Origin of the sequence: Arthrobacter sp. 35W, assembly GCF_000482545.1 — a bacterium.
Classification (GTDB): Bacteria; Actinomycetota; Actinomycetes; order Actinomycetales; family Micrococcaceae; genus Specibacter.
This window is the reverse complement of sequence record NZ_KI519454.1, coordinates 2,355,940-2,377,229: the sequence shown is the minus strand read 5'-3', so window position 1 is coordinate 2,377,229 and position 21,290 is coordinate 2,355,940. Positions and strand designations below refer to the sequence as shown.

At 67.4% G+C, this 21,290-nt stretch carries 21 protein-coding genes and 1 pseudogene; 8 read left to right on the top strand and 14 right to left on the bottom strand.

Annotated features, from left to right (window positions below):
• Nucleotides 1-141: 141 nt before the first annotated feature.
• Together K254_RS26455 and K254_RS25325 are read left to right on the top strand one after the other, a co-directional pair.
• Nucleotides 142-348 carry a hypothetical protein gene (locus K254_RS26455; RefSeq protein WP_026555335.1) on the top strand — a complete coding sequence of 69 codons (207 nt, stop codon included), beginning with the start codon at nt 142-144 and terminating at the stop codon, nt 346-348.
• 42 nt (nt 349-390) lie between these two features.
• Nucleotides 391-978, top strand: coding sequence for a transposase family protein (locus K254_RS25325; RefSeq protein ID WP_155848500.1), 588 nt, complete (start codon nt 391-393; stop codon nt 976-978).
• A 199-nt stretch (nt 979-1,177) separates the two neighbouring features.
• On the opposite strand, the pseudogene K254_RS26315 reads toward K254_RS25325, so the two are convergent.
• From K254_RS26315 to K254_RS0110550, 5 genes and pseudogenes are all read right to left on the bottom strand, one after another.
• Nucleotides 1,178-1,384: pseudogene (locus K254_RS26315) on the bottom strand (glucose-6-phosphate dehydrogenase); the annotation flags it as partial.
• A 9-nt stretch (nt 1,385-1,393) separates the two neighbouring features.
• Nucleotides 1,394-1,657 (bottom strand): hypothetical protein, encoded by a 264-nt coding sequence (locus K254_RS22805; protein ID WP_035749200.1) that lies wholly within the window; start codon nt 1,655-1,657, stop codon nt 1,394-1,396.
• A 48-nt stretch (nt 1,658-1,705) separates the two neighbouring features.
• Entirely contained in the window at nt 1,706-2,872 is a 1,167-nt protein-coding gene (locus tag K254_RS22800; protein WP_035749198.1) for an MFS transporter, read from the bottom strand.
• A 65-nt stretch (nt 2,873-2,937) separates the two neighbouring features.
• Nucleotides 2,938-3,459 carry a hypothetical protein gene (locus K254_RS25675; protein ID WP_155848499.1) on the bottom strand — a complete coding sequence of 174 codons (522 nt, stop codon included), beginning with the start codon at nt 3,457-3,459 and terminating at the stop codon, nt 2,938-2,940.
• A gap of 353 nt (nt 3,460-3,812) precedes the next feature.
• Nucleotides 3,813-4,310: a flavin reductase family protein gene (locus K254_RS0110550; protein WP_026555332.1), complete on the bottom strand. Its 498-nt coding sequence runs from the start codon at nt 4,308-4,310 to the stop codon at nt 3,813-3,815.
• 522 nt (nt 4,311-4,832) lie between these two features.
• Here K254_RS0110550 and K254_RS0110545 point away from each other — a divergent pair.
• Entirely contained in the window at nt 4,833-6,467 is a 1,635-nt protein-coding gene (locus K254_RS0110545) for a glucose-6-phosphate isomerase (RefSeq protein ID WP_026555331.1), read from the top strand.
• 450 nt (nt 6,468-6,917) lie between these two features.
• On the opposite strand, the gene K254_RS0110540 is transcribed toward K254_RS0110545, so the two are convergent.
• Together K254_RS0110540 and K254_RS22795 are read right to left on the bottom strand one after the other, a co-directional pair.
• A complete protein-coding gene (locus K254_RS0110540) occupies nt 6,918-7,754 on the bottom strand; it encodes an alpha/beta fold hydrolase (protein ID WP_035749197.1) in 837 nt (278 codons plus the stop codon).
• A gap of 80 nt (nt 7,755-7,834) precedes the next feature.
• A complete protein-coding gene (locus K254_RS22795) occupies nt 7,835-9,292 on the bottom strand; it encodes an amino acid permease (protein ID WP_051389051.1) in 1,458 nt (485 codons plus the stop codon).
• Between the two features lie 272 nt (nt 9,293-9,564).
• Here K254_RS22795 and K254_RS22790 point away from each other — a divergent pair, with 272 nt between their 5' ends.
• From K254_RS22790 to K254_RS0110510, 5 genes are all read left to right on the top strand, one after another.
• Entirely contained in the window at nt 9,565-10,245 is a 681-nt protein-coding gene (locus K254_RS22790; protein ID WP_051389181.1) for an NrtR DNA-binding winged helix domain-containing protein, read from the top strand.
• 64 nt (nt 10,246-10,309) lie between these two features.
• Nucleotides 10,310-11,641 (top strand): quinolinate synthase NadA, encoded by a 1,332-nt coding sequence (gene nadA / locus K254_RS0110525; protein WP_026555329.1) that lies wholly within the window; start codon nt 10,310-10,312, stop codon nt 11,639-11,641.
• A complete protein-coding gene (locus tag K254_RS22785; protein ID WP_231391811.1) occupies nt 11,638-13,428 on the top strand; it encodes an L-aspartate oxidase in 1,791 nt (596 codons plus the stop codon). Before nadA ends, K254_RS22785 begins: the two co-directional genes overlap by 4 nt.
• Entirely contained in the window at nt 13,425-14,336 is a 912-nt protein-coding gene (nadC, locus tag K254_RS0110515; RefSeq protein WP_051389050.1) for a carboxylating nicotinate-nucleotide diphosphorylase, read from the top strand. Before K254_RS22785 ends, nadC begins: the two co-directional genes overlap by 4 nt.
• A gap of 5 nt (nt 14,337-14,341) precedes the next feature.
• Nucleotides 14,342-15,535, top strand: coding sequence for a cysteine desulfurase family protein (locus K254_RS0110510; protein ID WP_026555327.1), 1,194 nt, complete (start codon nt 14,342-14,344; stop codon nt 15,533-15,535).
• Here K254_RS0110510 and K254_RS22780 read toward each other — a convergent pair.
• From K254_RS22780 to phnC, 7 genes are all read right to left on the bottom strand, one after another.
• Nucleotides 15,471-15,998, bottom strand: a complete 528-nt coding sequence (locus K254_RS22780; RefSeq protein ID WP_051389049.1) for a GtrA family protein — start codon at nt 15,996-15,998, stop codon at nt 15,471-15,473. The genes K254_RS0110510 and K254_RS22780 overlap by 65 nt on opposite strands.
• 87 nt (nt 15,999-16,085) lie before the next feature.
• Entirely contained in the window at nt 16,086-16,919 is an 834-nt protein-coding gene (locus K254_RS0110500) for a fumarylacetoacetate hydrolase family protein (protein ID WP_026555326.1), read from the bottom strand.
• A gap of 28 nt (nt 16,920-16,947) precedes the next feature.
• Nucleotides 16,948-17,802, bottom strand: coding sequence for a MurR/RpiR family transcriptional regulator (locus K254_RS0110495; RefSeq protein ID WP_026555325.1), 855 nt, complete (start codon nt 17,800-17,802; stop codon nt 16,948-16,950).
• Between the two features lie 15 nt (nt 17,803-17,817).
• Nucleotides 17,818-18,762 (bottom strand): metallophosphoesterase, encoded by a 945-nt coding sequence (locus tag K254_RS22775; RefSeq protein ID WP_051389048.1) that lies wholly within the window; start codon nt 18,760-18,762, stop codon nt 17,818-17,820.
• Entirely contained in the window at nt 18,759-19,646 is an 888-nt protein-coding gene (phnE, locus tag K254_RS22770) for a phosphonate ABC transporter, permease protein PhnE (RefSeq protein ID WP_081710007.1), read from the bottom strand. The genes K254_RS22775 and phnE (K254_RS22770) overlap by 4 nt, the downstream gene beginning before the upstream one ends.
• Entirely contained in the window at nt 19,646-20,458 is an 813-nt protein-coding gene (gene phnE, locus K254_RS0110480; protein ID WP_231391810.1) for a phosphonate ABC transporter, permease protein PhnE, read from the bottom strand. Before phnE (K254_RS0110480) ends, phnE (K254_RS22770) begins: the two co-directional genes overlap by 1 nt.
• Nucleotides 20,455-21,264, bottom strand: a complete 810-nt coding sequence (phnC, locus tag K254_RS0110475) for a phosphonate ABC transporter ATP-binding protein (RefSeq protein ID WP_026555323.1) — start codon at nt 21,262-21,264, stop codon at nt 20,455-20,457. Before phnC ends, phnE (K254_RS0110480) begins: the two co-directional genes overlap by 4 nt.
• Nucleotides 21,265-21,290: the final 26 nt, after the last annotated feature.

The following is a 21,290-nucleotide window of genomic DNA, read 5'->3' as shown; positions in this document are numbered from 1 at the left end:
GCGTAGGGCCAGCTACGGATACTGTGCATCGCGTTCCCGATTCTTCCGGGGGACCGCACCTGGTCTGCAGCCCGGACGGCATGCGGGTCAGCTGGGCCTAGACCCGAAGATCGGTGGACCCGAGGCCACCGATTTGCCCTGTTGGCTGGTGAGCGCCACCTCCTCGCGGCCGGGCAGGTCATCATTGCCGACAAGGGCTTCGCCGATCGGGACTTCGAAGCATTCGCCACCGGGGGCCCCGGAGCGCACCAGCTGCGCCCCGACCACAAGGAATGCGGGCTCTCCGTGGTTCGTGCTGAAATCTGGTTTCGGGTCCTTGAACAGAGGTGGCTCGTAGCCCTGTTGTGATGGATGTTCTGACGCATTCATCTTTTGACAGGACTACGAGCCTTGAACGAGCCTACTTTGGTGCCCCCTGATGCTGCCACCACGATCTTCAATCTGGACGATTACCGTGTCATGGCAACCCAGACATTGAGTTTTGGCCAGCGCAGAATCCATATTGAGAGCGTTGTTGAATCCGGCTGCCCGGGGTGCGGTGTCATTGGCACCCGTCGCCATTCTGGCCGGCAGCAGCGCGTCCGCTACATCCCCGTGGCTGGGCCGGTGGAAGTCGTCTGGGCCAAGCGGCGGCTGTTCTGCGACGAGACATTTTGCCCGCGTAAAACCTTCTCTGAAGCCACGATCGAAGTCCCTGCCAGAGCACGGACCACGAGCCGGCTCCGCAGCGCTCTCGTGCGAGCTGTCATTGACTCGGTCCGTGCTGCGACAGAAACCGCCACCGCCCACGGCGTCTCCTGGTGGCTGGTGCAAAAGGCGTTGACCATGGCGGCAACGAAACTGCCCAATATTGATCTCTTACGGCCAAGGATGCTCGGCATCGATGAATGGCGGATAGCCCTATTTGGTACTGGTGGTTCACGTAGTGGGTGTGCAACCTCGTCACTTCGTAGACACGGGATCTCGTCTCTTCGGTGACACCGGAGCTCATGAGTTTGTACACAACTACCACCGAGCCACGGTGTCACGGCAGGAACCCTTAGAGGCCGTCGAATGCTGCAGGGAGTTGTTCCTACCGCTGTGCAAACTGGTCCTGATATTCGGCAAGTTTTCGTTCCCAGTGTTTGGTCGGGTTCGATAGCTTGGCACCCTGGATGGCGTAGGAGGCCACGTATCGTCCCCGCACCTGCAGGGCGATCGGCAGCAGGCCGCGGTTGGCCAGGTCGTAGACAGCTGGCATCAATTTCTTGCGGGCGAGGTCGCCGGTGACGCCGAAAAGCACCAACGACGAGGGGTCCGCCACCCGGGACAGCCGGCGGTCGCGGCCGTCCCGCAGCGGATTGCGCCTGGACTTCAAATCCGCATCAACGTACGTTACAGACATTTTGGCCTTCTATTGTGAGACCGGTGACAGTGCGGCAGTGCGGGCGCCGGCCGACGGCCACGAGAGTTTCTGCTCCCAGGTCTCCCCGAAGGGAACCGTGTCGCTGAGCGCGAGCGTGTACCGGGCATGACTATGCCGGGTGACCAGGATGCCGGAAGACTGCTGGCACATCGCCGCCTGGCGGAGCACTGCCTCTGCATCGTCGAGCAACTCGTAGAGTCGGCCAGGCTTGGTAACAACAACTTCCAAATACTCGGGGGCTTGACTATGCATGATGAACAGCTTCCTTCCCAAAATTCTGATTCCCGCTGTGCAAATCTCTCATTGCTGGTTTTTCCGGTCTCGCGAAATGGCCAGTCGCATCGCAACAATTCCCACGACGGGACCAATGACCAAGGAGATCAGTGCCGCGTTCCACGAAACGTGGGCCACCAGGGTCGGCACAAGCCAAAGCGTTGCCATGGTTGTCAGGTATCCGAAGGCGAGTTGCAGGGACAATGCGCCCCCGACGTAGATTGGATCCGCGCGTTCAGTCACCAGCGCTGAGAATTGGGCAGAGTCGGCAATGACCCAGAACCCCCAGACTGCACAAAGGACAATCACGACTGGAGTAGCGAGCATGTTGTAGAACAGCCCCAGAAAGAGAACGGTTCCCCCTGAGAAAACCAAACAGATTAAGGCAGATTTTGCTCTGCCAAGCCTGTCGCCCAACACGCCACCGACCAGGCACCCGAGGGCTCCGACTCCGATGCAAACAAATGCCAAGCCTGAGGAAAGGGCTTCTGATGAGATCGACGGCAGGCTGGCGATGAACGCACCCACGAAGGCCCACATCGCGTAGAGCTCCCACATGTGGCCCATATATCCCAGATTCGCCAGAACGACGTCGCGGTTGCGTAATGAGTTGAATGCGACAGAGAAGCGGAAAGGTCGGCGTGCAAACGAGTATGCCCCTTTGCCCTTGACCAGGAGAATCAGCAGACCCCCGACGGCGGTCATCACGCTTGTTATGACGATGACCTGTTCCCATTGCATTTGCCCGAAAATGCCCACCGCGTGGGGCAGAGCAGATCCCAAGGTGAGAGCACCGATCATGACCCCGAGGGCTTGTCCCCTGCCTCGCATGAACCAGGTCGATACTTCTTTCATCGCCGCTGGATACACTGCGGCCAAGAAGACGCCGGTGAGGAATCGAAGCGGTAGAGCCAGTTCGAATCCCGAGGCAAGGAGAAGGGCCACATTGGCCGCGGATGCACCGATAGCGCCGCAGCAGATGAGTGTCCTGTTTGGCACTCTATCTGACAGTCCGCTGGCAGCTGAGGCAACAGCACCAAGGACGAATCCCAACTGCACTGCGATTGTGAGCATTGAGGTTTGGCCTGAGCTGAGTCCCCACTCACTATTTAGCTGCGAGACAATGAATGTTGCTGAAAACCAGACACTCATTGAAAACAGGGTGCTGACTGAGAGAACAACCAATGCGAACATTGGGCGCGATCTGACCGAAAGGTTACTGGCAGTTATCGTGGGGACTTCCACGCGCACCGTGGTTTTCACAATTGCCCGCTGACGTTGGCCAGGGCTCGGACCGTCTCCGGCGGCTCACCAAACACTCTTGCAGCCACCGAAACGGCTGCTTTCGATGTCTGTGAATTGGGTTTCAGATTATCTATCAAAACGCCACGCATGGTCATCGGAATCCCTCTCTCAGGTGTCTCAACGGCTTGTACTGTCTGTAGCGGCGTCGACGGACTTGAAGCGACGGCCTCCAATATCGGAACGAGCCAGTCAACGCCACCGTCGAATCGTCCGATCTTCGGTCCCTTGGCCCACCTATGCATCGAGTACCCGGGTCCAAGCGCCAACCGCCGGTGGTTGGTTTCGACCACATAGACGGAGTGCACAGTGGATTGCGAACCATAGGGCAACTCGACGGTGGGGCCGGGTTGAATCGTGAGGATGTCACGAACGGTCAGGCCGGTCCCTTGATGGAGCAGTTGTATGCATTGCAGCAGTCCATCATCCAAGGCGGAATAGCTGCCCTCCTGGGCCACTGAAAGAAGCTGCCACGGCATGCTTCCAGATGAACTACGCCCGGACTTCTTGAAGAGCCCGACCCGGCCCCTCCACGTGAGCAGAATGTCCAGTTGCCTCACGCTCGTATTCGAGTGACCGGCTCCCGTCGCCGGCTGGCCGGCAGGCTTTGCGCGTCGGACCTGGCCAGACGCTATGGCTTGGGCGGTCATCACATTCGAGGCTTTGACGACAGCGGCCGGACGTTCGAAGGATGGGCCGCGCTTTTCGAAAAACCTGCCATGAGGGTGACTGTGGTTTCGTCCAACTTTAACCCATGATCATCCATGGAGGACTTGAGGAAGCGAGAGTTGTGCATGGTCGTAGTACCTCTCATCGTTCTTGCTCGTCGACGCTAAAGGTAGTCCAAACGGCTCATGGACGAACGGTGGAGGACCAGGGGCATGTGCGAACTGTGTGCCTCGAAATCTTCAATCTGCAGCAGAATGAGAATGTGGTCGCCGGCATCGACTTCCTGGAAAATCGAGCAAGTAAGCCACAGGGGAGACCCGGAGATGTAGAGGTCATCTCGCTCGCCGGAAACAGTCTCCACGCCGTTGAAACGCTTTGCCTTGTCACGCGACGCGAGCTGGCGGCAGACGGGATTGTGGTCCTCACCCATGACCGACACGCCAATCAGGGGAGCTTCCTTGATCATGGGCCAGGTGGAGGAAGACTTCTGGACGGAGAACAAAACCAGCGACGGCTCATATGAGACTCCGACAGAGAATGAGGAGGCGACCATAACCTGCCGCTCACCATTGACCGTCGCCGAGAGGGCCACCACACCCGCAGGAAAGTGGGAAAGGGCGTCCTGGAGGAGGAGGCTGTCGTGAGCAACTTGTGCAGTCATGATTCTTTCCTTTCAATGGATGGATATAGACGGGGCCCGTATATACCCATTGATCGCTTGATGGGCAACTAGCCCGCCAGTAGTGCTGTAAAAGTTGCCGCCAACTGCGGCAATGCCAGACGCAATACAACTCAGGACTGAATGAAGTCCACGAATATCCAGGGTTGCGACATTCACAAAAGCTTCCGGCAGTTTCAAATTCAGGATCTACAACACTTCCCTCTCAGTGTGGGTTGGGTCACAGGCGCTATGCATCAGTGGTCATCACGGATTTCTCCACGGGAGCCAGCACGGATTGACCCGCAGGCGTTCAACCGGAAGTCTGTGGGGACACCTCACTCCCAATCTGAATCGCTTCAGAGTCAAGGAGACGTTCAAGCGGACGATCTGGCCTTGGCCGCCATCGTCCAGCACGATGGCAACCGCGCGGCGGCCTGCACCTCCCAGGTTCGGGCCGCCGCCTCACGACCATTGAGGAGATATCCACGACGATGCCACCGCACGGAAGGACGCCTGAACCACATGACGACTCTTAGCTACGAGGCCACGGGCGCCGCCCGCCGGACCCGCGAACAGCACCTGCCTGCCCTGCTTGAGGACAAGGTCGCGACCCGGATATTCGCCAGGGACGCCACGTTGTGGGGACTGGAAGCGGAGGCTGAAGCTGCCGTCCGGCTCGGCTGGGTGGAGGCGGGCGCGGTGTCCAGGCCGCTCGTGGCTGAAATCCTTGCCCTGCGCGATGCGCTGCGCGACGAGGGTGTTACCCGGATCGTGCTTTGCGGCATGGGCGGGTCGTCCCTGGCCCCGGAGGTCATCGCCGGGACCGCCGGGGTGGAAATGGCGGTGCTGGACAGTACTGATCCGGACCAGGTCGCCGCGGTTCTGGCGGATCGGCTGGCCGAGACGGCCATCGTCGTGTCGTCCAAGTCCGGCTCCACGCTGGAAACCGATTCGCAGCGGCGGATCTTCGAGCACGCGTTCACGCAGGCCGGCATCGATGCGAAGAGCCGAATCATCGTCGTCACCGATCCGGGGTCGCCACTAGACAAGGCGTCCCGCGACGCCGGATACCGGACCGTCTTTAATGCCGACCCGAATGTGGGCGGGCGCTTTTCGGCTCTGACGGCGTTCGGGCTGGTCCCGTGTGGGCTGGCCGGGGTGGACATCCAGGCCCTGCTGGACGAAGCCGAGGAGGCGGCCAAGATCCTCAACGATGACTCCGGAGAGAACATCGGGCTTGCCCTGGGCGCCGTTCTGGGCGGCACCAACCCGCTGCGGAACAAGATCGTGATCGTCGACGAAGGATCGGGCATCGTTGGCTTTGCCGACTGGGCCGAGCAGCTCATCGCGGAATCCACCGGCAAACTGGGTACCGGCGTGCTCCCGGTCGTTGCCGAGCCTAGCTCCCTCGAGGTTGCCTCGGGTGCCCAGGACGTGCTGGTCATCCGGCTCGTCGCGGCGGACGCCGACATCGAACTCGGACAGAACGAGGTCGCGATCGGCGGCGGTCTGGGTGTGCAGATGATGGTGTGGGAATTCGCCACGGCCGTTGCCGGCCGTCTGCTGGGCATCAATCCCTTTGACCAGCCCGATGTAGAGGCCGCCAAGATGGCTGCCCGCGGCCTGTTGGACGTGCAGCAGGAACCGGTGCCGACGAACTTCACCGACGGCCCCATCGAGGTCCGCGGCGGGGCCTGGCTCGGCAGCGCAGGCACCGCTGCGGAGGCGGTCAGCGCCCTGCTCGCCGAACTCGGGCCCGACGGCTATCTGAGCATCCAGGCCTACTTCGACCGCCTCGCATACGCCCCGTTTGAAGGAGTGCGGGATTCACTGGCCGTCATCGCCGGCCGTCCCGTCACGTTCGGCTGGGGCCCGCGCTTCCTGCACTCCACCGGCCAGTTCCACAAGGGCGGACCGGCCATCGGGGTCTTCCTGCAGGTGACCGCCGCGGCGGTGACGGATCTGCCGATCCCGGACCGGCCATTCACCTTCGGTGAGCTCATCGCCGCGCAGGCCGCCGGGGATGCCCAGGTCCTGTCCGACCACGGCCGGCCCGTCCTGCGGCTGCACCTTACGGACCGTGCGGCCGGTGTGAAGGCACTGCAGGAACTTCTCACATCACTCGCCAGCCAGGCAGCCCTGTCCCGCGAAAGTTAAGGCACGCACCACACCATGCCAGAAACCTCAAACGCCTGCTGGCTGCCGGGCTGGGGCGCAATCCGCTGCGGGATGGCCGTGACTGGCGGCCGTCCCGGGTCCGTGCCAGCTGGACACCCTCGGTGCCGAACCACGCTTGGTCCGCACAAAATGGCGGTCCAGAGGACTTGCGACATCCAGTGCAGCCAGCTTCTGAAAATGACATCGGGCGAATAGTTTTCCTAGTTGGCCACCACGGGCCGCAAACCTGCATTCCTGCCCACAGGAATGCCGAATGGGTCTGGCATCGGGACCCTCGCATGCCGACGACCCTTTCAGCGACGCTGCCAAAGCCGAATTGGGGCATGCCCGGGCGGCACGTCCCCACGGTGCCGGCGGGCCCCGGTCCGGGCTGCCTCGTGGTAGTTCCCTTGGCGACGGTCATCGAGGGACGGCCAGCGAGAGGATGGGTCAGGGACCGGCGAGGAAGTCGATGGCGGCGGTCTTGAAATCGCGCGAGGTGACGGTGTTGGCGTGGTTGCGCCCCGGCACCAGGTGGGTGCTGGCGGATCCACTCAGGGCCGCCAGGGCCTCGAACCCGGCGGCGCGCTCATCGGCATCGCCGGCCACCAGCAGGATGGGCATCCGCGGCACGGCCTCGGCCGGGTCGAAGGGCTCGGTCTTGATGGCCTGGACCAGGGTGAGCAGGGCAAAGATGTTGTTCGACGGCGTGAGTTGGGCCATCTTCAACAGTGCGGCCGTGGAGGCGTCTTCGATGGGCGTGCCGTCGGCCAGATATCGCTGGGCGGCCACCAGGTCGAAGGCCGCCAGGGGATCGGCCGCGCTGAGGCCGCCGAGCACCATCCGGTGCACCAGCTCGCCCTGGGTGGCGCCGAACTCCCAGGCCAGCCGGGAACCGAGGGAATAGCCGATCACATCAAGGCCGCTGCCGGCGTCGCCTGCCACCAGCGGGCGGGCGCCAAGGTCCACGACAATCTGCAGCAGGTCCGCGCGGATCCGGCTGGGCGTGTAGGAGTCCACGTCCTCGGGGGCGGCGCTGCCGCCGTGGCCGGGAAGGTCGACGGCGATGACCCGGCGGCCGGCTGCGCGCAGGGCCGTGACCCAGCCCGAGGCCTCCCAGTTCAGGGCGGTGGAGGAGGCGAAGCCATGGACCAGCAGCACGGGCCGGGCCGGCGCCCCCGCTGGGGCGTCCTCGGCCGGGGCGAACGAGGCGACCGACAGATGCGGGTCGGTGCCCTCCACGGTGTGCATATGCAGTGGTGCCGAGTGTCTGCCTGTGGCTTCCATGGTGCCGCTCCTCCTCCAGTGCCCGCTGCCGGGCTCTCTACGATGACGCTAGTGGCTTCCCAAGTGCTGCGCAATCTCCGCTAGCGGCGGTCCGAGGCGCCACTATCGCCGTCGTCCCCGCTGGCGGCCGCGAGTGCCCGGGCGGTGCGGATGCGCAGCCCCACATTGGTGGCGATGGCGATGCCGGCGATCAGGGCGAAGGTGCCGTAGAGCTGCACGCGGCTGTCCTCGCCGATGAAGCCGACGACGAAGACCATGCCCAGCAGCACCAGGCCCAGAATGGTCAGTGCCGGGAAGCCCTTCATGCGCAGCGGCAGCACCGTGCCCTCGGCGTCGGCCCGGCGGCGCAGGATCAACTGGGAGAGCAGGGCCATGCCCCACACCACCAGACAGGTGGAGCCCACCAGGTTCAGCAGTGCCGGGAGGACCTTCTCGGGGAAGAACAGCTCCAGTACGACGGCGGCAAAGCCGAAGGCCACCGAGACTGCCACGGCAACCACCGGCACGTGCCGGGCATTGACCTTCGTGACCACGGCCGGAGCCTCGCCGCGCTCGCCGAGGGAGTAGATCATCCTCGAGGCCCCGTAGAGGTTGGCGTTCAGGGCCGAGAGCAGCGCCGCGACGGCCACCAGCGTGATGGCGGTGCCGGCCCATTCAATGCCGGCGGCGTTCAGCACGCCGGCAAAGGGGGAGGCCAGCGCATCGGAGGTCCAGGGCAGCACCGTGGCGATGATGAAGATGGAACCGATGTAGAAGACCAGGATGCGCCAGACCACCGTGCGGATCGCCACGGCAACGCTCCGGGCGGGATCGGCGGTTTCGGCGGCGGCGATGGAGACGATCTCCGTGCCGCCGAAGGCGAAGGCGACAACGAAGAGCGCCGTGGCGATGCCGGTGAGCCCGTTGGGGGCAAAGCCGCCGTGGTCCACCAGATTGCCCAGACCCGGCGAGGCGGCGCCCGGAATCCAGCCCAGCAGCAGGGCCGCACCGAAGGCCAGGAACAGCACGATGGCGCCAACCTTCAGGATGGCGAACCAGAACTCAAACTCGCCGTAGTTCTTCACCGAGGCCAGGTTGATGGCCGTGAAGACGCTCATGAACACCAGTGTCAGCACCCAGACAGGGACCACGGGCCAGATGCTGAACAGCAGGCCCGCCGCGCCCAGGGCCTCGGCGGCGATGACCACAATCATCTGCAGCCACCACAGCCAGCCCACGGTGGCGCCCGCCGTCGGACCCATGGCCTTTTGGGCGTAGACGGAGAAGGCGCCGGAGTTGGGGTTGGCCGCGGCCATTTCCCCCAGCGCCCACATCACCAGGATGACCAGCGTCCCGGCCACGAGGTAGGAGATGAGGACGGCCGGTCCGGCGGCGGCAATGCCCTGCCCGGAGCCGAGGAACAGCCCGGCGCCAATGGCGCTGCCCAGGCCCATCATGGTCAATTGCCGCGTCTTGAGGCTGTGCCCCAGTCCGCTGGCCGGGCCGCCGGCGGCGGGGAAGGGCGGGTGCTTCGAAGCGGAGGTGGGTAAGGCAGGCATATCCAGGTGCTCTCGTCCATGGTGGCTGCGGCCGATCCAGCTCCGCCGCAGGGTGTCAGTAGATGATTATCCCTCGTCCCGGCGGGCTTTCCGGACCGAACGGTCGCTCGGGTGAGAGGAAGGCCACATTTTGTTTGGAGTGGGTGCGGGCGTACGATTAGTTTCAGTCAATTTGACTCTAACTAACGACGGTGGCCCGCACGCGGGGCACGCAGGATCCAGGAAGGGGGTGAGGGCAGGTGTTCCCCACCTACGCAAATGTCAGCGAACGCATGGCGGCGCCCCCGGCGCTCGCCATTTCCACGGTGATCTTCGCCCTGCGCCCCTCGGCCGTCTCGGGGCGCCCCACCCTGTGGCTGCCGCTGGTCAAGCGCATCCGCGAACCCTTCGAGGGGATGTGGGCGCTGCCCGGCGGCCCCATGACGCAGGCCGAGTCCCTGCAGGATGCCGCGGCGCGGAACCTGCGTGAAACCACCGGGCTGGCCCCGGCCTATCTGGAGCAGCTCTACGCCTTTGGCGGCCTGCACCGTTCGCCGAGCGAGCGCGTGGTGTCGATCGTGTACTGGGCGCTCGTCCAGCCCACCGAGGCGGCCATGGCCCAGGAGTCGGCCAATGTGAAGTGGGTCCGCGCCGATGCCACGGGCCCGCTGGCCTTCGACCACAACGAGATTGTGGAGTACGCCCTGTGGCGGCTGCGCAACAAGATGACCTACGGCTCCATCGCGTACCACTTCCTGGGCGAGAAGTTCACCCTCGCAGCCGTCCGAGAGGTCTACGAGGCGGTGCTGAACCGCAGCGTGGATCCGGCCAACTTCCGCCGCCAGCTCATGACCGCCCCGCAGATCGAGGCGACGGATGAATACCTCCAGGGCGGCAAGCACCGCCCGCCGCGCCTGTACCGCTACACAGGAGTGGAGGCGGGCGGTCCGCCCGGCTTCCACCAGCTCAGCTGAACTGATCCCCTTCCTTCTCCCCTCCTTCTCCCCAGTCCCACCGCCAGATACAACGGAGCACACCATGACAAGTGTCAACACGGCCATCCAGCTCATCACCCGCGATGAAGCCGAGAGCCGCAACTCCTCCATCCTTGAACCGGGTGCCCCCGGGCGTGCGCAGAGCAGCTGCAGCACTGAACTGGCCAAGGGGCCGTGGGAGTTCGACCTCGCCGAGGCGCTCGCCGGCACCCCCGGCTACGGCCCCGGCGCCTCCGTGGCCGACGTCGCCCCTCCCGCCACCCCGCGCCAGGGCCAGCTGCCGCAGGAGTACAAGGACGCCAGCGATGAGGAGCTCGCCGGCCGGATCCTTGCCGCCAAGGCAACCCTGGGGGAGAAGGTGGTCGTCCTGGGCCACTTCTACCAGCGCGACGAGGTGCTGGAGTACGCGGACTTCGTGGGCGATTCCTTCCAGCTGGCCAATGCCGCCAAGACCCGCCCCGAGGCGGAGGCGATCGTCTTCTGCGGCGTGCACTTCATGGCGGAGACGGCCGACATGCTCTCCGGCCCCGAGCAGGCCGTGATCCTGCCCAACCTCGCCGCCGGCTGCTCCATGGCCGACATGGCGGACGAGGCTTCGGTGCAGGCCTGCTGGGAGCAGCTGACCGAGCTGTACGGCAGCGAGACGGACGAATCCGGCCGCGTCCCCGTCATCCCGGTGACCTACATGAACTCCTCCGCGGCGCTGAAGGCGTTCTGCGGCAAGAACGGCGGCATCGTCTGCACCTCCTCCAACGCCGCCACGGTGCTGGAATGGGCCTTCGAGCGCGGCCAGCGCGTGCTGTTCTTCCCCGACCAGCACTTGGGCCGCAACACCGCCAAGGCCATGGGCATCCCCGTGGAGCAGATGCCCATGTGGAGCCCCCGCAAGCCCTGGGGCGGCACCGATGAGCAGACGCTGGCGGACGCCAAGGTGATCCTGTGGCATGGCTTCTGCTCCGTGCACAAACGCTTTAATGTGCGCCAGATCGAGCAGGCCCGGGCCGACTTCCCCGACGTGCGCGTGATTGTGCACCCCGAGTGCCCGGCACCCGTGGTGGATGCCGCCGATGAGTACGGTTCCACCGACTACATCCTCAAGGCCATCCAGGCCGCGCCTGCCGGCAGCACCTTTGCCATCGGCACGGAGATCAACATGGTCAACCGGCTGGCTGCCCAGTACCCGCAGCACACCATCTTCTGCCTGGACCCGGTGATCTGCCCCTGCTCCACCATGTACCGCATCCACCCCGGCTACCTTGCCTGGGTGCTGGAGGGCCTGGTGGCCGGCGAGGTCCGCAACCAGATCACGGTGTCCGAGGACACGGCCGTGGCCGCGCGGGTGGCCCTCGAGCGGATGCTGGCGGCCCGGCCGTGACCAGCCGGCCCCTGAACCCGGACTGTGGCGCCGTGGACGGCACCGATGCTCCGCGGCTGGTGGTGGTGGGCAGCGGCATTGCCGGGCTCTACTCCGTGCTGCTGGCCGCCGAGGCCGGCGCCGACGTCGTGCTCCTCTCCAAGGGGGCGCTGGCGCAGTCCAATACGCATCTGGCCCAGGGCGGCATCTGCGCCGTGCTGGCGCCGGGCGAGGCAGCCCCCGGGGACAGCGTGGAGGCGCACATTGCCGACACCCTGGCCGCCGGTGCCGGCCAGTGCGACCCGGAGGCCGTGCGGATCCTGTGCTCCGAGGCTGTCGGTGACATCGCCGCGCTGGAACGCTTTGGCGTGGTGTTCGACGCCGATCCCGCCACCGGGGAGCGCGCGCTGGGTCTGGAGGCCGCACACTCGGCGGCCCGGATCCTGCACGCGGGCGGCGACGCCACCGGTGCCGGCATTGCCGATGCGCTGATCAAGGCCGTGCGCGCCCTGGCCGACGCCGGCCGGATCACCGTGCACGAGCACACCCGGGTGACGGATCTGACGACCACGCCCTCGCGCACCACCGGGGTGGCCATCGCCTCCACCTCCGCTGACGGCACCGTCCGCTCGGGCACCATCGCTGCCGACGCCGTGCTGCTCGCCAGCGGGGGAGCGGGCCAGCTCTTCGACTTCACCACCAACCCCGCCGTGGCCACCGCCGACGGCGTGGCGATCGCCTGGCGCGCGGGCGCCGTCGTCGCCGACCTTGAGTACTTCCAGTTCCACCCCACGGCGCTGGCCGTGGGCGGGAATTTCCTGATCTCCGAGGCCGTCCGCGGTGCCGGTGCCGTGCTGCGCGACGCAGCTGGGCACAGGTTCATGCTGGACTTCTCCCCGCAGGGCGAGCTGGCCCCCCGCGACGTCGTCTCCCGCTCCATCGCCGCCCACCTGGCCGCGACAGGTGCGGGGCCCGGCGCCACGGTGTTCCTTGACGCCACCGGCGTGGTGGCCGAGCACGGCGAGGGCTACCTGGCCCGCCGCTTCCCCACCATCGACGCGCAGACCCGCGCACTGGGCTTCGACTGGCGCCGCGACTGGCTGCCGGTGGTGCCCGCAGCCCACTATTGGATGGGCGGGGTGGCCACAGATGTGCACGGCCGCACCTCCGTCCCTGGCCTCTACGCCGCCGGCGAGGTCGCCTGCACGGGTGTGCACGGCGCCAACCGGCTCGCCTCCAACTCCCTGCTGGAGGGGCTGGTGTTCGGCCGCCGCGCCGTGGCAGCCTTCCTGGGCGAATCCGGACGGGCAGCCGCTACGGCCGACCAGTCCGACGACGGCGGTGCCGGAGTGGGCTGGCCGGTGGCCTTTGCCGCCGCACCCGTCCAGCTGCCCGTTCCAAACGACGCCCCGCCCCGGCCGTCCGGCACCCCGCTGGACCGCCCGGCCCTGCAGCGCCTGATGGGCGCCAACGCCGGGGTGGTCCGCACTGCGGAGCAGCTCGCGGAAGCCGCCGCCCAGCTGGCCGCCTGGGCGCCCGCACCCGCACCCGCACTCGGTGCCGGGCCGGATGCCCCGGAGCATGCCGAACCCGGTCTGGAAAACCTCCGGCTCGCCGCGGCCCTGCTGGTCCACGCAGCCACCGAACGCCGCAACTCCGCGGGCGCCCACGTCCGCAGCGACTTCCCGGACGCGCCGCGGGGCACCGGCAGGCGCTCGCAGTACTTCGTGGCCGCCGCCACCGAATCCCTGGACCGCGCCCTGGTGGGTGCGGCCTCCGCCACTTCCTCCGAAAGCGAGAGCGCATGAACGCCGTCGAACCCACCACCCTGGCCCCGGCGCTGCTCCCGGTGCTTCCCTCGCTGCCGACCGACGCCGTCGCCCGCATCCTGGCCACCGCCTTCGCCGAGGACGCCCCGTACGGTGACATCACCTCGGCCACGCTGCTGCCTGCCACCGCCACGGCCGAGGCCTGGCTGGTGGCGCGCGAGAGCGGCATCTTCTCCGGCGGCGCGGTGTTTGCCGCGGCGATGACCACCCAGGATCCCGCCGCCCAGGTGGAGCTGCTGGTGGCCGACGGCGCGCCCTTCGCCGCCGGCCAGCGGCTGGCCCGGGTCTCGGGGCTGGCCCGCGCCGTCCTCACCGGCGAGCGGGTGGGGTTGAACCTGGTCCAGCGGATGAGCGCCATCGCCACGACGACGGCTCTGTACGCCGCGCAGCTGGCCGGCACCAAGGCCCGTGTGACGGACACGCGCAAGACCACCCCCGGCCTGCGGGTGCTGGAACGCTACGCCGTGCGCTGCGGCGGCGGACACAACCACCGCTTCTCGCTCTCGGACGCGGTCCTGGCCAAGGACAACCACCTGGCCGTGCTGACCGGCGGCGATCCGGCCAAGCTCACCGCCGCCCTGGCCGGGGTGCGTGCCCAGCTGGGCCACACCGTGCACTTCGAGGTGGAGGTGGACAGTGCCGCGCAGATCGAGCCCGTGCTCGACGCCGGCGTGGACACCATCATGCTGGACAACTTCACCCTGGAGGAGCTGCGCGCCGGCGTCGCCCAGGTCGCAGGCCGCGCCCTCGTGGAGGCCAGCGGCAATGTGAACCTCTCCACCATCGCCGGCATCGCCGCCACCGGTGTGGACATCATTTCCGTTGGTGCCCTCACGCACAGCGTCCGCGCCCTGGACCTGGGCCTGGACATCGCCATCGAGGCCTGAGCACAGTGATCTTTCTTGACGCCGCAGCCACCACGCCGGTCCGCCGCGAGGCCATCGAGGCGATGTGGCCGCTGCTGACCAACCAGTTTGGCAACCCCTCCAGCCACTACGGGCTGGGGGAGGAAGCCGCGCAGGCGCTGGCCGGCGCGCGGGAGCGGGTCGCTGGCGTACTCGGCTGCCTGCCCGGGGAGATCGTCTTCACCGCCGGCGGCACCGAGGCTGACAATCTGGCGGTAAAGGGGCTGGCCCTGGCCCGCCGGGCAGAGGACCCCCGGCGCACCACGGTGCTCATCAGCGCCGTCGAACACCCCGCCGTGGCGGAATCGGCCGAGTATCTGGGCCGCGTCCACGGTTTTGTCATCGAGCTGGTCCCGGTGGATGCCGACGGACGGGTGGACCCGGACGTCTTTGCCGCCCTGCTGGGGCCGGAGGTTGCTGTGGCCTCGGTGATGTATGCGAACAATGAGATCGGCACGGTGCAGCCCATCGCCGCCCTGGCCGCCGCCGCCCGCGCCGCCGGAGTGCCGTTCCACACCGATGCCGTCCAGGCCGCCGGCTGGCTGGAGCTGGATGTTGCGGCCCTGGGCGTGGACGCGCTGAGCATCTCCGGCCACAAGCTGGGCGCTCCCAAGGGTGTCGGCGCGCTCTATCTGCGCAGCCGCTTTACGGCCGAGCCGTTGGTGCACGGCGGGGGGCAGGAGCATGGCGTCCGCTCAGGCACCGAGAACGTCGCCTTCGCCGCGGCGCTGGCCGCGGCCCTGACGCTGTCCGAGGGGGAGCGGCCCGAGGCGGCGGCCCGGGTCTCGGCACTGCGGGAAGGGTTCATTGCCAAGGTCCTGGAGCTGGTTCCCGGAGCGCAGCTGACAGGGCACCGCAGCGAGCGGCTGCCCTCGGTGGCGTCCTTTGTCTTCCCCGGCACCAGCGGGGAATCCGTCCTCCTGGAGCTGGAGCGCGCCTCGGTGCTGTGCTCCTCGGGATCGGCCTGCGCCGCGGGCAGCGACGAGCCCTCGCCGGTGCTGCTGGCCTGCGGGGTGGAGCCCGAGGTGGCCCAGACGGCGCTGCGGTTCAGCTTTGGAGCGTCCATCACGGCGGCCGAGTTGGACACCGCAGTGGAGAAGCTGGAGAGGGCGCTGGCTACAGTGCGCGGGCGCGGCGCACCCGGCGGAAGATCCAATACCGCAGCAGCAGGAATCGCGTAACAGCTGCCACTACATTGGCCGCGGTGATCACCACCAGCTCGGTCAGCATGCTGGAATCCGGGGCCAGGTCGTGGAGCAGCCAGAGGCTGCCGCTGCTCAGACCGAGCGCCAGCAGCATCACCCACAGGCCGCGGCGGTGGTCCTTGACCCAGCGCTTGGGGGAGGTGATGCCAAAGCTCATGCGCCGGTTCAGCTCGGTGTTGAGCACCGAGCAGAGCACCAGCGAAATGCCGTTGGCCCACTGCACGCCCGTGGCCGGGCGGAGGGCGGCAAAGATGGCCACCGACGTTCCCGTGCAGATGACGGCCACCAGCAGAAACGACTTGATCTGGTGCCGGAGGGTGGCAAAGCGGCCCGGATCCCCCGCGGCTGCGCCCGTGCGGCCAAGGGCCGGCGCAGGGGTCCCCAAGGAAACGGCCCCGGATGCCGGGGCCGTTTCGTTCTGTTCAGCCGTGGTTGCCATACTCCCTAGATTCTGCCACGCGCCGGTGCCCCCGCCCTGCAGGGGCTGGGAACCGGCTGTGCAAAGTGGCCGGGCTCTGGGGGACGGTTAGAGGGCGACGACGGGGTTGGACAGCTCGCCAATCCCCTCGACGCGGCACACCACCGTGTCGCCGGGGGTGATCTGGCGGCATTCGGCCGGGAAGCCGGTCAGCACCACGTCGCCCGGGTGCAGGGTCATGAAGGAGGTCAGGTAGACAAGGATTTCCTCCACGCCCCAGCCCAGGTCCTTGCTGCTGGCGGCGGCCAACTCGGTGCCGTTGTGCACGATCGAGATCGCCTTGTCGGCGTCGTCGAGTCCGACGACGATCCACGGGCCGAGCGGGGTGAAGGTGTCCTGGCTCTTGGCGCTGATCCACAGCTCGTCGGACTTCTGCAGATCGCGCGCGGAGACGTCGTTGCCGATGGTGAAGCCCAGGATCGCCTCGCGGGCGTTCTCCAGGGTCAGGTCGCGGCAGGCTGTGCCGATGACGACGGTCAGCTCGGCCTCCGGGTCCACGTAGCCCACGGTGGGGCTCAGGACGATGGCCTCGCCCGGTCCCACCACGGAGGTGGCAGCCTTGTGGAAGGCCTGCGGGGGCAGGGCGCGGCCCGGAGCGCCGGTGTTGTGTGCCATGCCGAAGATGTTGGCCGGGGTGCACGGCGCGAGGAAGGTGAACTGGTCCTCGGAGACGGTGTTGCCGATGGTCCAGGCGCCACGGGCGGGGCTGGACTGGTTGGCCCAGCCGGCCGGGAACGGCGTGGGGACGACCTCCCACTGGCGGCCTTCGGCGGAGTCGAAGTCTGAAGCCGCATTGCGGACGAAGAACTGCTCATCCACTCCCTCGGCAGTGGCGGAATCCGACGGACGGACGCGGGCAAGGCGGTACACGGGGGCAGTCATGAGGACATCCTACCTCCAACACGGCCTGCTATTCGTCAAGATTTCGGCCGATGACCTCCAGTGCGAGGGCCTTTGCCGCGGCGGCCCGCGGGCCCAGCTCCTCCGCAACGGCCGCCACCAGCCCCTCCACCAGGATGGTCTGCGGGATCCTGGTGGCCACCGTGACCTCGGCCCGGAAGCTGAGATCACCCATGCCCACCACCAGCACCGACGTGGCCATGGCCGCCAGCGGGGAGCGGGCGAACGCCGTGACCACCAGCAGGGTGGCTCCGGCGTCCACGGCGGCCTGGGCCACGCGGACCGTGGATGAGTTGGCGCCGCTGCCGGAGATGATCAGCAGCACATCCCCGGGTTCCAGCAGCGCCGCGGCAATCTGCTGGCCGATGGCATCCATGGGTGCCTCGGCGGGCCGGCCGATGCCGCCCAGCCGCGCCGCCGCATCCTGGGCCAGCGGCGCGGACAGTCCGTTCCCCACCACCAGCATCCGCCGGGCCGCAGCGATGGCGCGCACGGCGTCGGCGACGGCGGCCGGGTCCAGCAGCGCTGTCATGGACGAAACGGCGGAGGCCACCTGGGCAAAGGTGTCGGCCACGGTCCCGGCGGGCCCGACGGCGGCCGGCGGGCGGGCGGCGGGGGCATAGCCGGCGTCGCGGGCCAGCAGCACGCGCAGCTGCTGGTAACCGGTGAAGCCAAGGCTTTGGCAGGTGCGCACCACAGTGGCCCGGGATGCGCCGGCGAGCTCGGCCACCTGGGCGGAGGAGAGCTCCACCATCCGGTCCGTGTGCTCGAGGAACACCGCCGCCACGGCCTGTTCGGCGGGCAGCAGGGATGGCTGCAGGGATCGGATCCGGGCGACAACTTCACCGGGGGCGTGCTGGGTCATGGGGAGGCTCCTTCTTTAGGGGCTGTGGACGGCGGCGGCGCGCTCGGCGGGTGTGGCGGCAATCCGGGCGGCGATGTCCGCCACGGCGTCCGGGGAAAGGTCGAAATGGGCTGGACCGGGCGGCGGGGGCACGGGGAGGATGCGCAGCCTGGCTCCGCCGCGGACGGCCGGAGCCAGAGGGTGGAGCTCCAGCAGCACGGCACCGCCGCCGTCGGCGGCCCGCTCATGGCCGGGCGGCGCCAGCAGATCGTTGTGGTTGACGATGCCCGCGGCCACCACCACGGGGACCTGCCGGCCGCCGGCGTCGAACGAGTCCACCAGATGGTGGTGGTAGTGGCCGCTGAGGACCACGGCGGCATCCGTGCCGGCCAGCGCGGCGGCCAGTGCCCCGGGGTTCAACAGCCCAATGCCTTGGTGCAGGGGTGTGGCCGGCGGCACCGGGGGATGGTGGACAACGACGACGGTGCCGTGCGGGGCATCCACTGCCAACATGGCGCGCAGCCAGTCCAGCTGGGCGGCGTCGAGGTGCCCGTGGGTGCGGCCGGGCACGGAACTGTCCAGCGTCACCACCCGCCATCCCCTGACCACGGAGATGCCGGCGATGGCCCCGGGGGATCCGCCGGATGCGTACGGCTGTGCCCTCTCCGGGTGGCCGCAGCCCAGCACCGCCCGGAATCCTTCGGGTTCATCGTGGTTGCCCATCGCATAGACGGCCACGGCGCCGTGCCGGCCCGCAAAGGCCTCCGTGAGGCCCCGCACCGTGCGGTAGGAGGACTCGCTGCCGTCGTCGGACACGTCCCCGGAGACCACTACCAGGTCCAGCGGCCCAATGGCGTCGAACCGGGCCAGGGCCCCGGCATAGGCGGACACGGTGTCCACCACGCCGCTGTGCCGGCCGCCGCCGCCCAACAGGTGTGTATCGCTCAGGTGCAGGATGCGCAGCGCGTCCACCGGAATCATCGCCTTGGCCTGTTTCTTCCCCGGGACCGAGGAGGGCGCCAGCTGCCGTTGACCAGCCGGTTCCGCACGGCGCCGGAGAGTTGGTCGATGATCATGGTCACCACAATAACCACCAGCAGCAGCATGCCCACGGCGTCCCAATTGCGGAACTGGACATTGTCCGTGAGCATCTTGCCGATGCCGCCCGCACCGATCAGGCCCAGAATGGCTGAGGCGCGGACATTGATCTCGAAGCGGTAGAGCCAGAAGGAGAGCACTTCGGGGGCCGCACTGGGCCAGATGCCCCAGCGGATCAGGGCCAGGGTTCCGCCGCCGGTGGAGCGGACCGCCTCCTTGGGCCCGGGATCCACACCCTCGAAGGACTCGTAGCCCCATTTGCCCAGGGTGCCCACGGACCCCACGGCCAGGGCCAGCGCGCCGGTGAACGGAGTCAGACCCGTCACGGAGAGGATCAGAATGGCTATCACCACCTCTGGCACGGCGCGGATCACGGCGAAGAGCACCCGCAGCGGCCAGTTGACGGCGCGCGGGGCCAGGCCGCGCGCGGCCAGGAAGCTCAGCGGGAAGGAGATGAGGATGCCCAGCACTGTGCCGATCCAGGCCATCTGGACGGAGAGCACGACGGCGGAAAACGCCTCGCCAAACTTGCTCCAATCCGGCGGCCCGAACATCAGCCCGAGATACTTCACCAGCTGGGGCCCGAAGTCCGCCAGGGCGGACCATTTGATCTTCACGGACCAGAAGGCGGCCACCACGATGAGGCTGACCAGCAGCCAGAGCGCCTTCCGGCCCCAATGGGCCGGCCTGGCAGGGCGCTGGTGGAGCCTGCCGGGGCCCGGAGGTGCCGCCGGGGCGGGCTTGGACGTTGCTGTTTCCACGCTCATCACACCAGCCTTTTGCGCAGGGCCGAAGACAAGGCCTCCAGCACGAGGACCATCACCAGGATCTCCAGAATGATCAGCGAGAGTTCGTGGTAGCGGAAGAAGCTGCGGACGTTGTCGATCAGGATGCCCAGCCCGCCGGCACCCACCAGGCCGATGACGGTGGAGGCGCGGATGTTGATTTCAAAGGTGTACAGCACCTGGGAGGCCAGGCTGGGCAGAATCTGGGGGAGCATTGCCGACCGGTTGGCGCCCGTCCAGGTGGCACCGGCGGCCAGCGCCGCCTCCTGCGCGCCGAGGTCCTCGGCGTCGAGGGCCTCGGAAACCAGCTTGACGATGATGCCCACATTGAAGAGCACCAGCGCCATGATGCCGGACAACGCCCCCACACCGACCACCGCCACCAGGATGGCGGCGTAGAGGATGTCCGGAACGGAGCGGATGAGGTTCATGCCAAACCGGACGGCGCCCAACAGCGGGGCGTTGGGGTTGGTGGCGCGCGAGGCCAGAAACGCCAGCGGCACCGACAACAGCGAGCCGATGAACGTGGCAATCACTGCCATGTTCAGGGTCTCCAGCAGCGCCGGAATGGTTTTCGGGAAGAAGGCGTAGTCGGGCTGGAGCAACTGGGTGGTGTTGACGACGGCGTTCTGCCAGTTCCGGCCGATGGCCGCCAGATCCACGCCAACCCCCAGTCCCGCCCAGACGGTGATGGCGGCCAGGACGACGACCGCGGCCGCCGTGGGGCGGCCACGGCGGGGTTTGCTGGGACGCTGGCCCATGTAGGGTGCGGACGGTGCAGCGGCCTGGCTCACAGTTCCGCCCTAGCTTCGAGCACGTCCTCGGCGGTCAGCGACCGGCCGTAGATGCTTTCAAACACGGCCTCGTCCGCCTCGGCACCCGTGCCGTCGAAGACGATCTCCCCGGCGCGCATGCCGATCAGCCGCTCGCTGTAGGTGCGGGCCAGGTCCAGGAAGTGCAGGTTGACCACCACCGTGATGCCCAGCTCCGCATTGATGCGGGCGAGGTCGCGCATCACCACATGGCTGGTGGGCGGATCGAGGGAGGCCACGGGCTCATCGGCCAGGATCACCTGCGGACGCTGGGCCAGGGCGCGGGCAATGGCCACGCGCTGCTGCTGCCCGCCGGAGAGGCTGGCGGCCGGCTCGTAGGCCTTGCCCACAATCTCCACCCGCTCCAGGGCACGCATGGCCAGCTCGACGTCGTCGTTCTTCCACGCCCCCAGCAGCGTGCGCCAGGCGGGGGAGTGGTAGAGCCGGCCCATGAGCACGTTGTTGATCACAGTGGTGCGCTTGGCCAGGTTGAAGCTCTGGAACACCATGCCCACATTCGAGCGCAGCTCGCGCAGCTCCCTGCCGCGCAGCTGTGTGCCTCCCCGGCCGGTGAGGGTGTGGCCGCCGACGGCGATGCTGCCCGCACTGAGCGGAACCAGGCCGTTGATGGTGCGCACCAGGGTGGACTTCCCGGCGCCGGAAAGCCCCACCACACCCACCATCTGCCCCGCAGGGATGTCCAGGGTGATCCCCTTCAACCCGGCGTGGCCGTTGGGGTAGGTGACTGTGGCATTCTCAAAGCGGATGTCCGCCCCGGTGCGTTCCATGTTTGCGTCCTTGTTAGTTCCGTGGA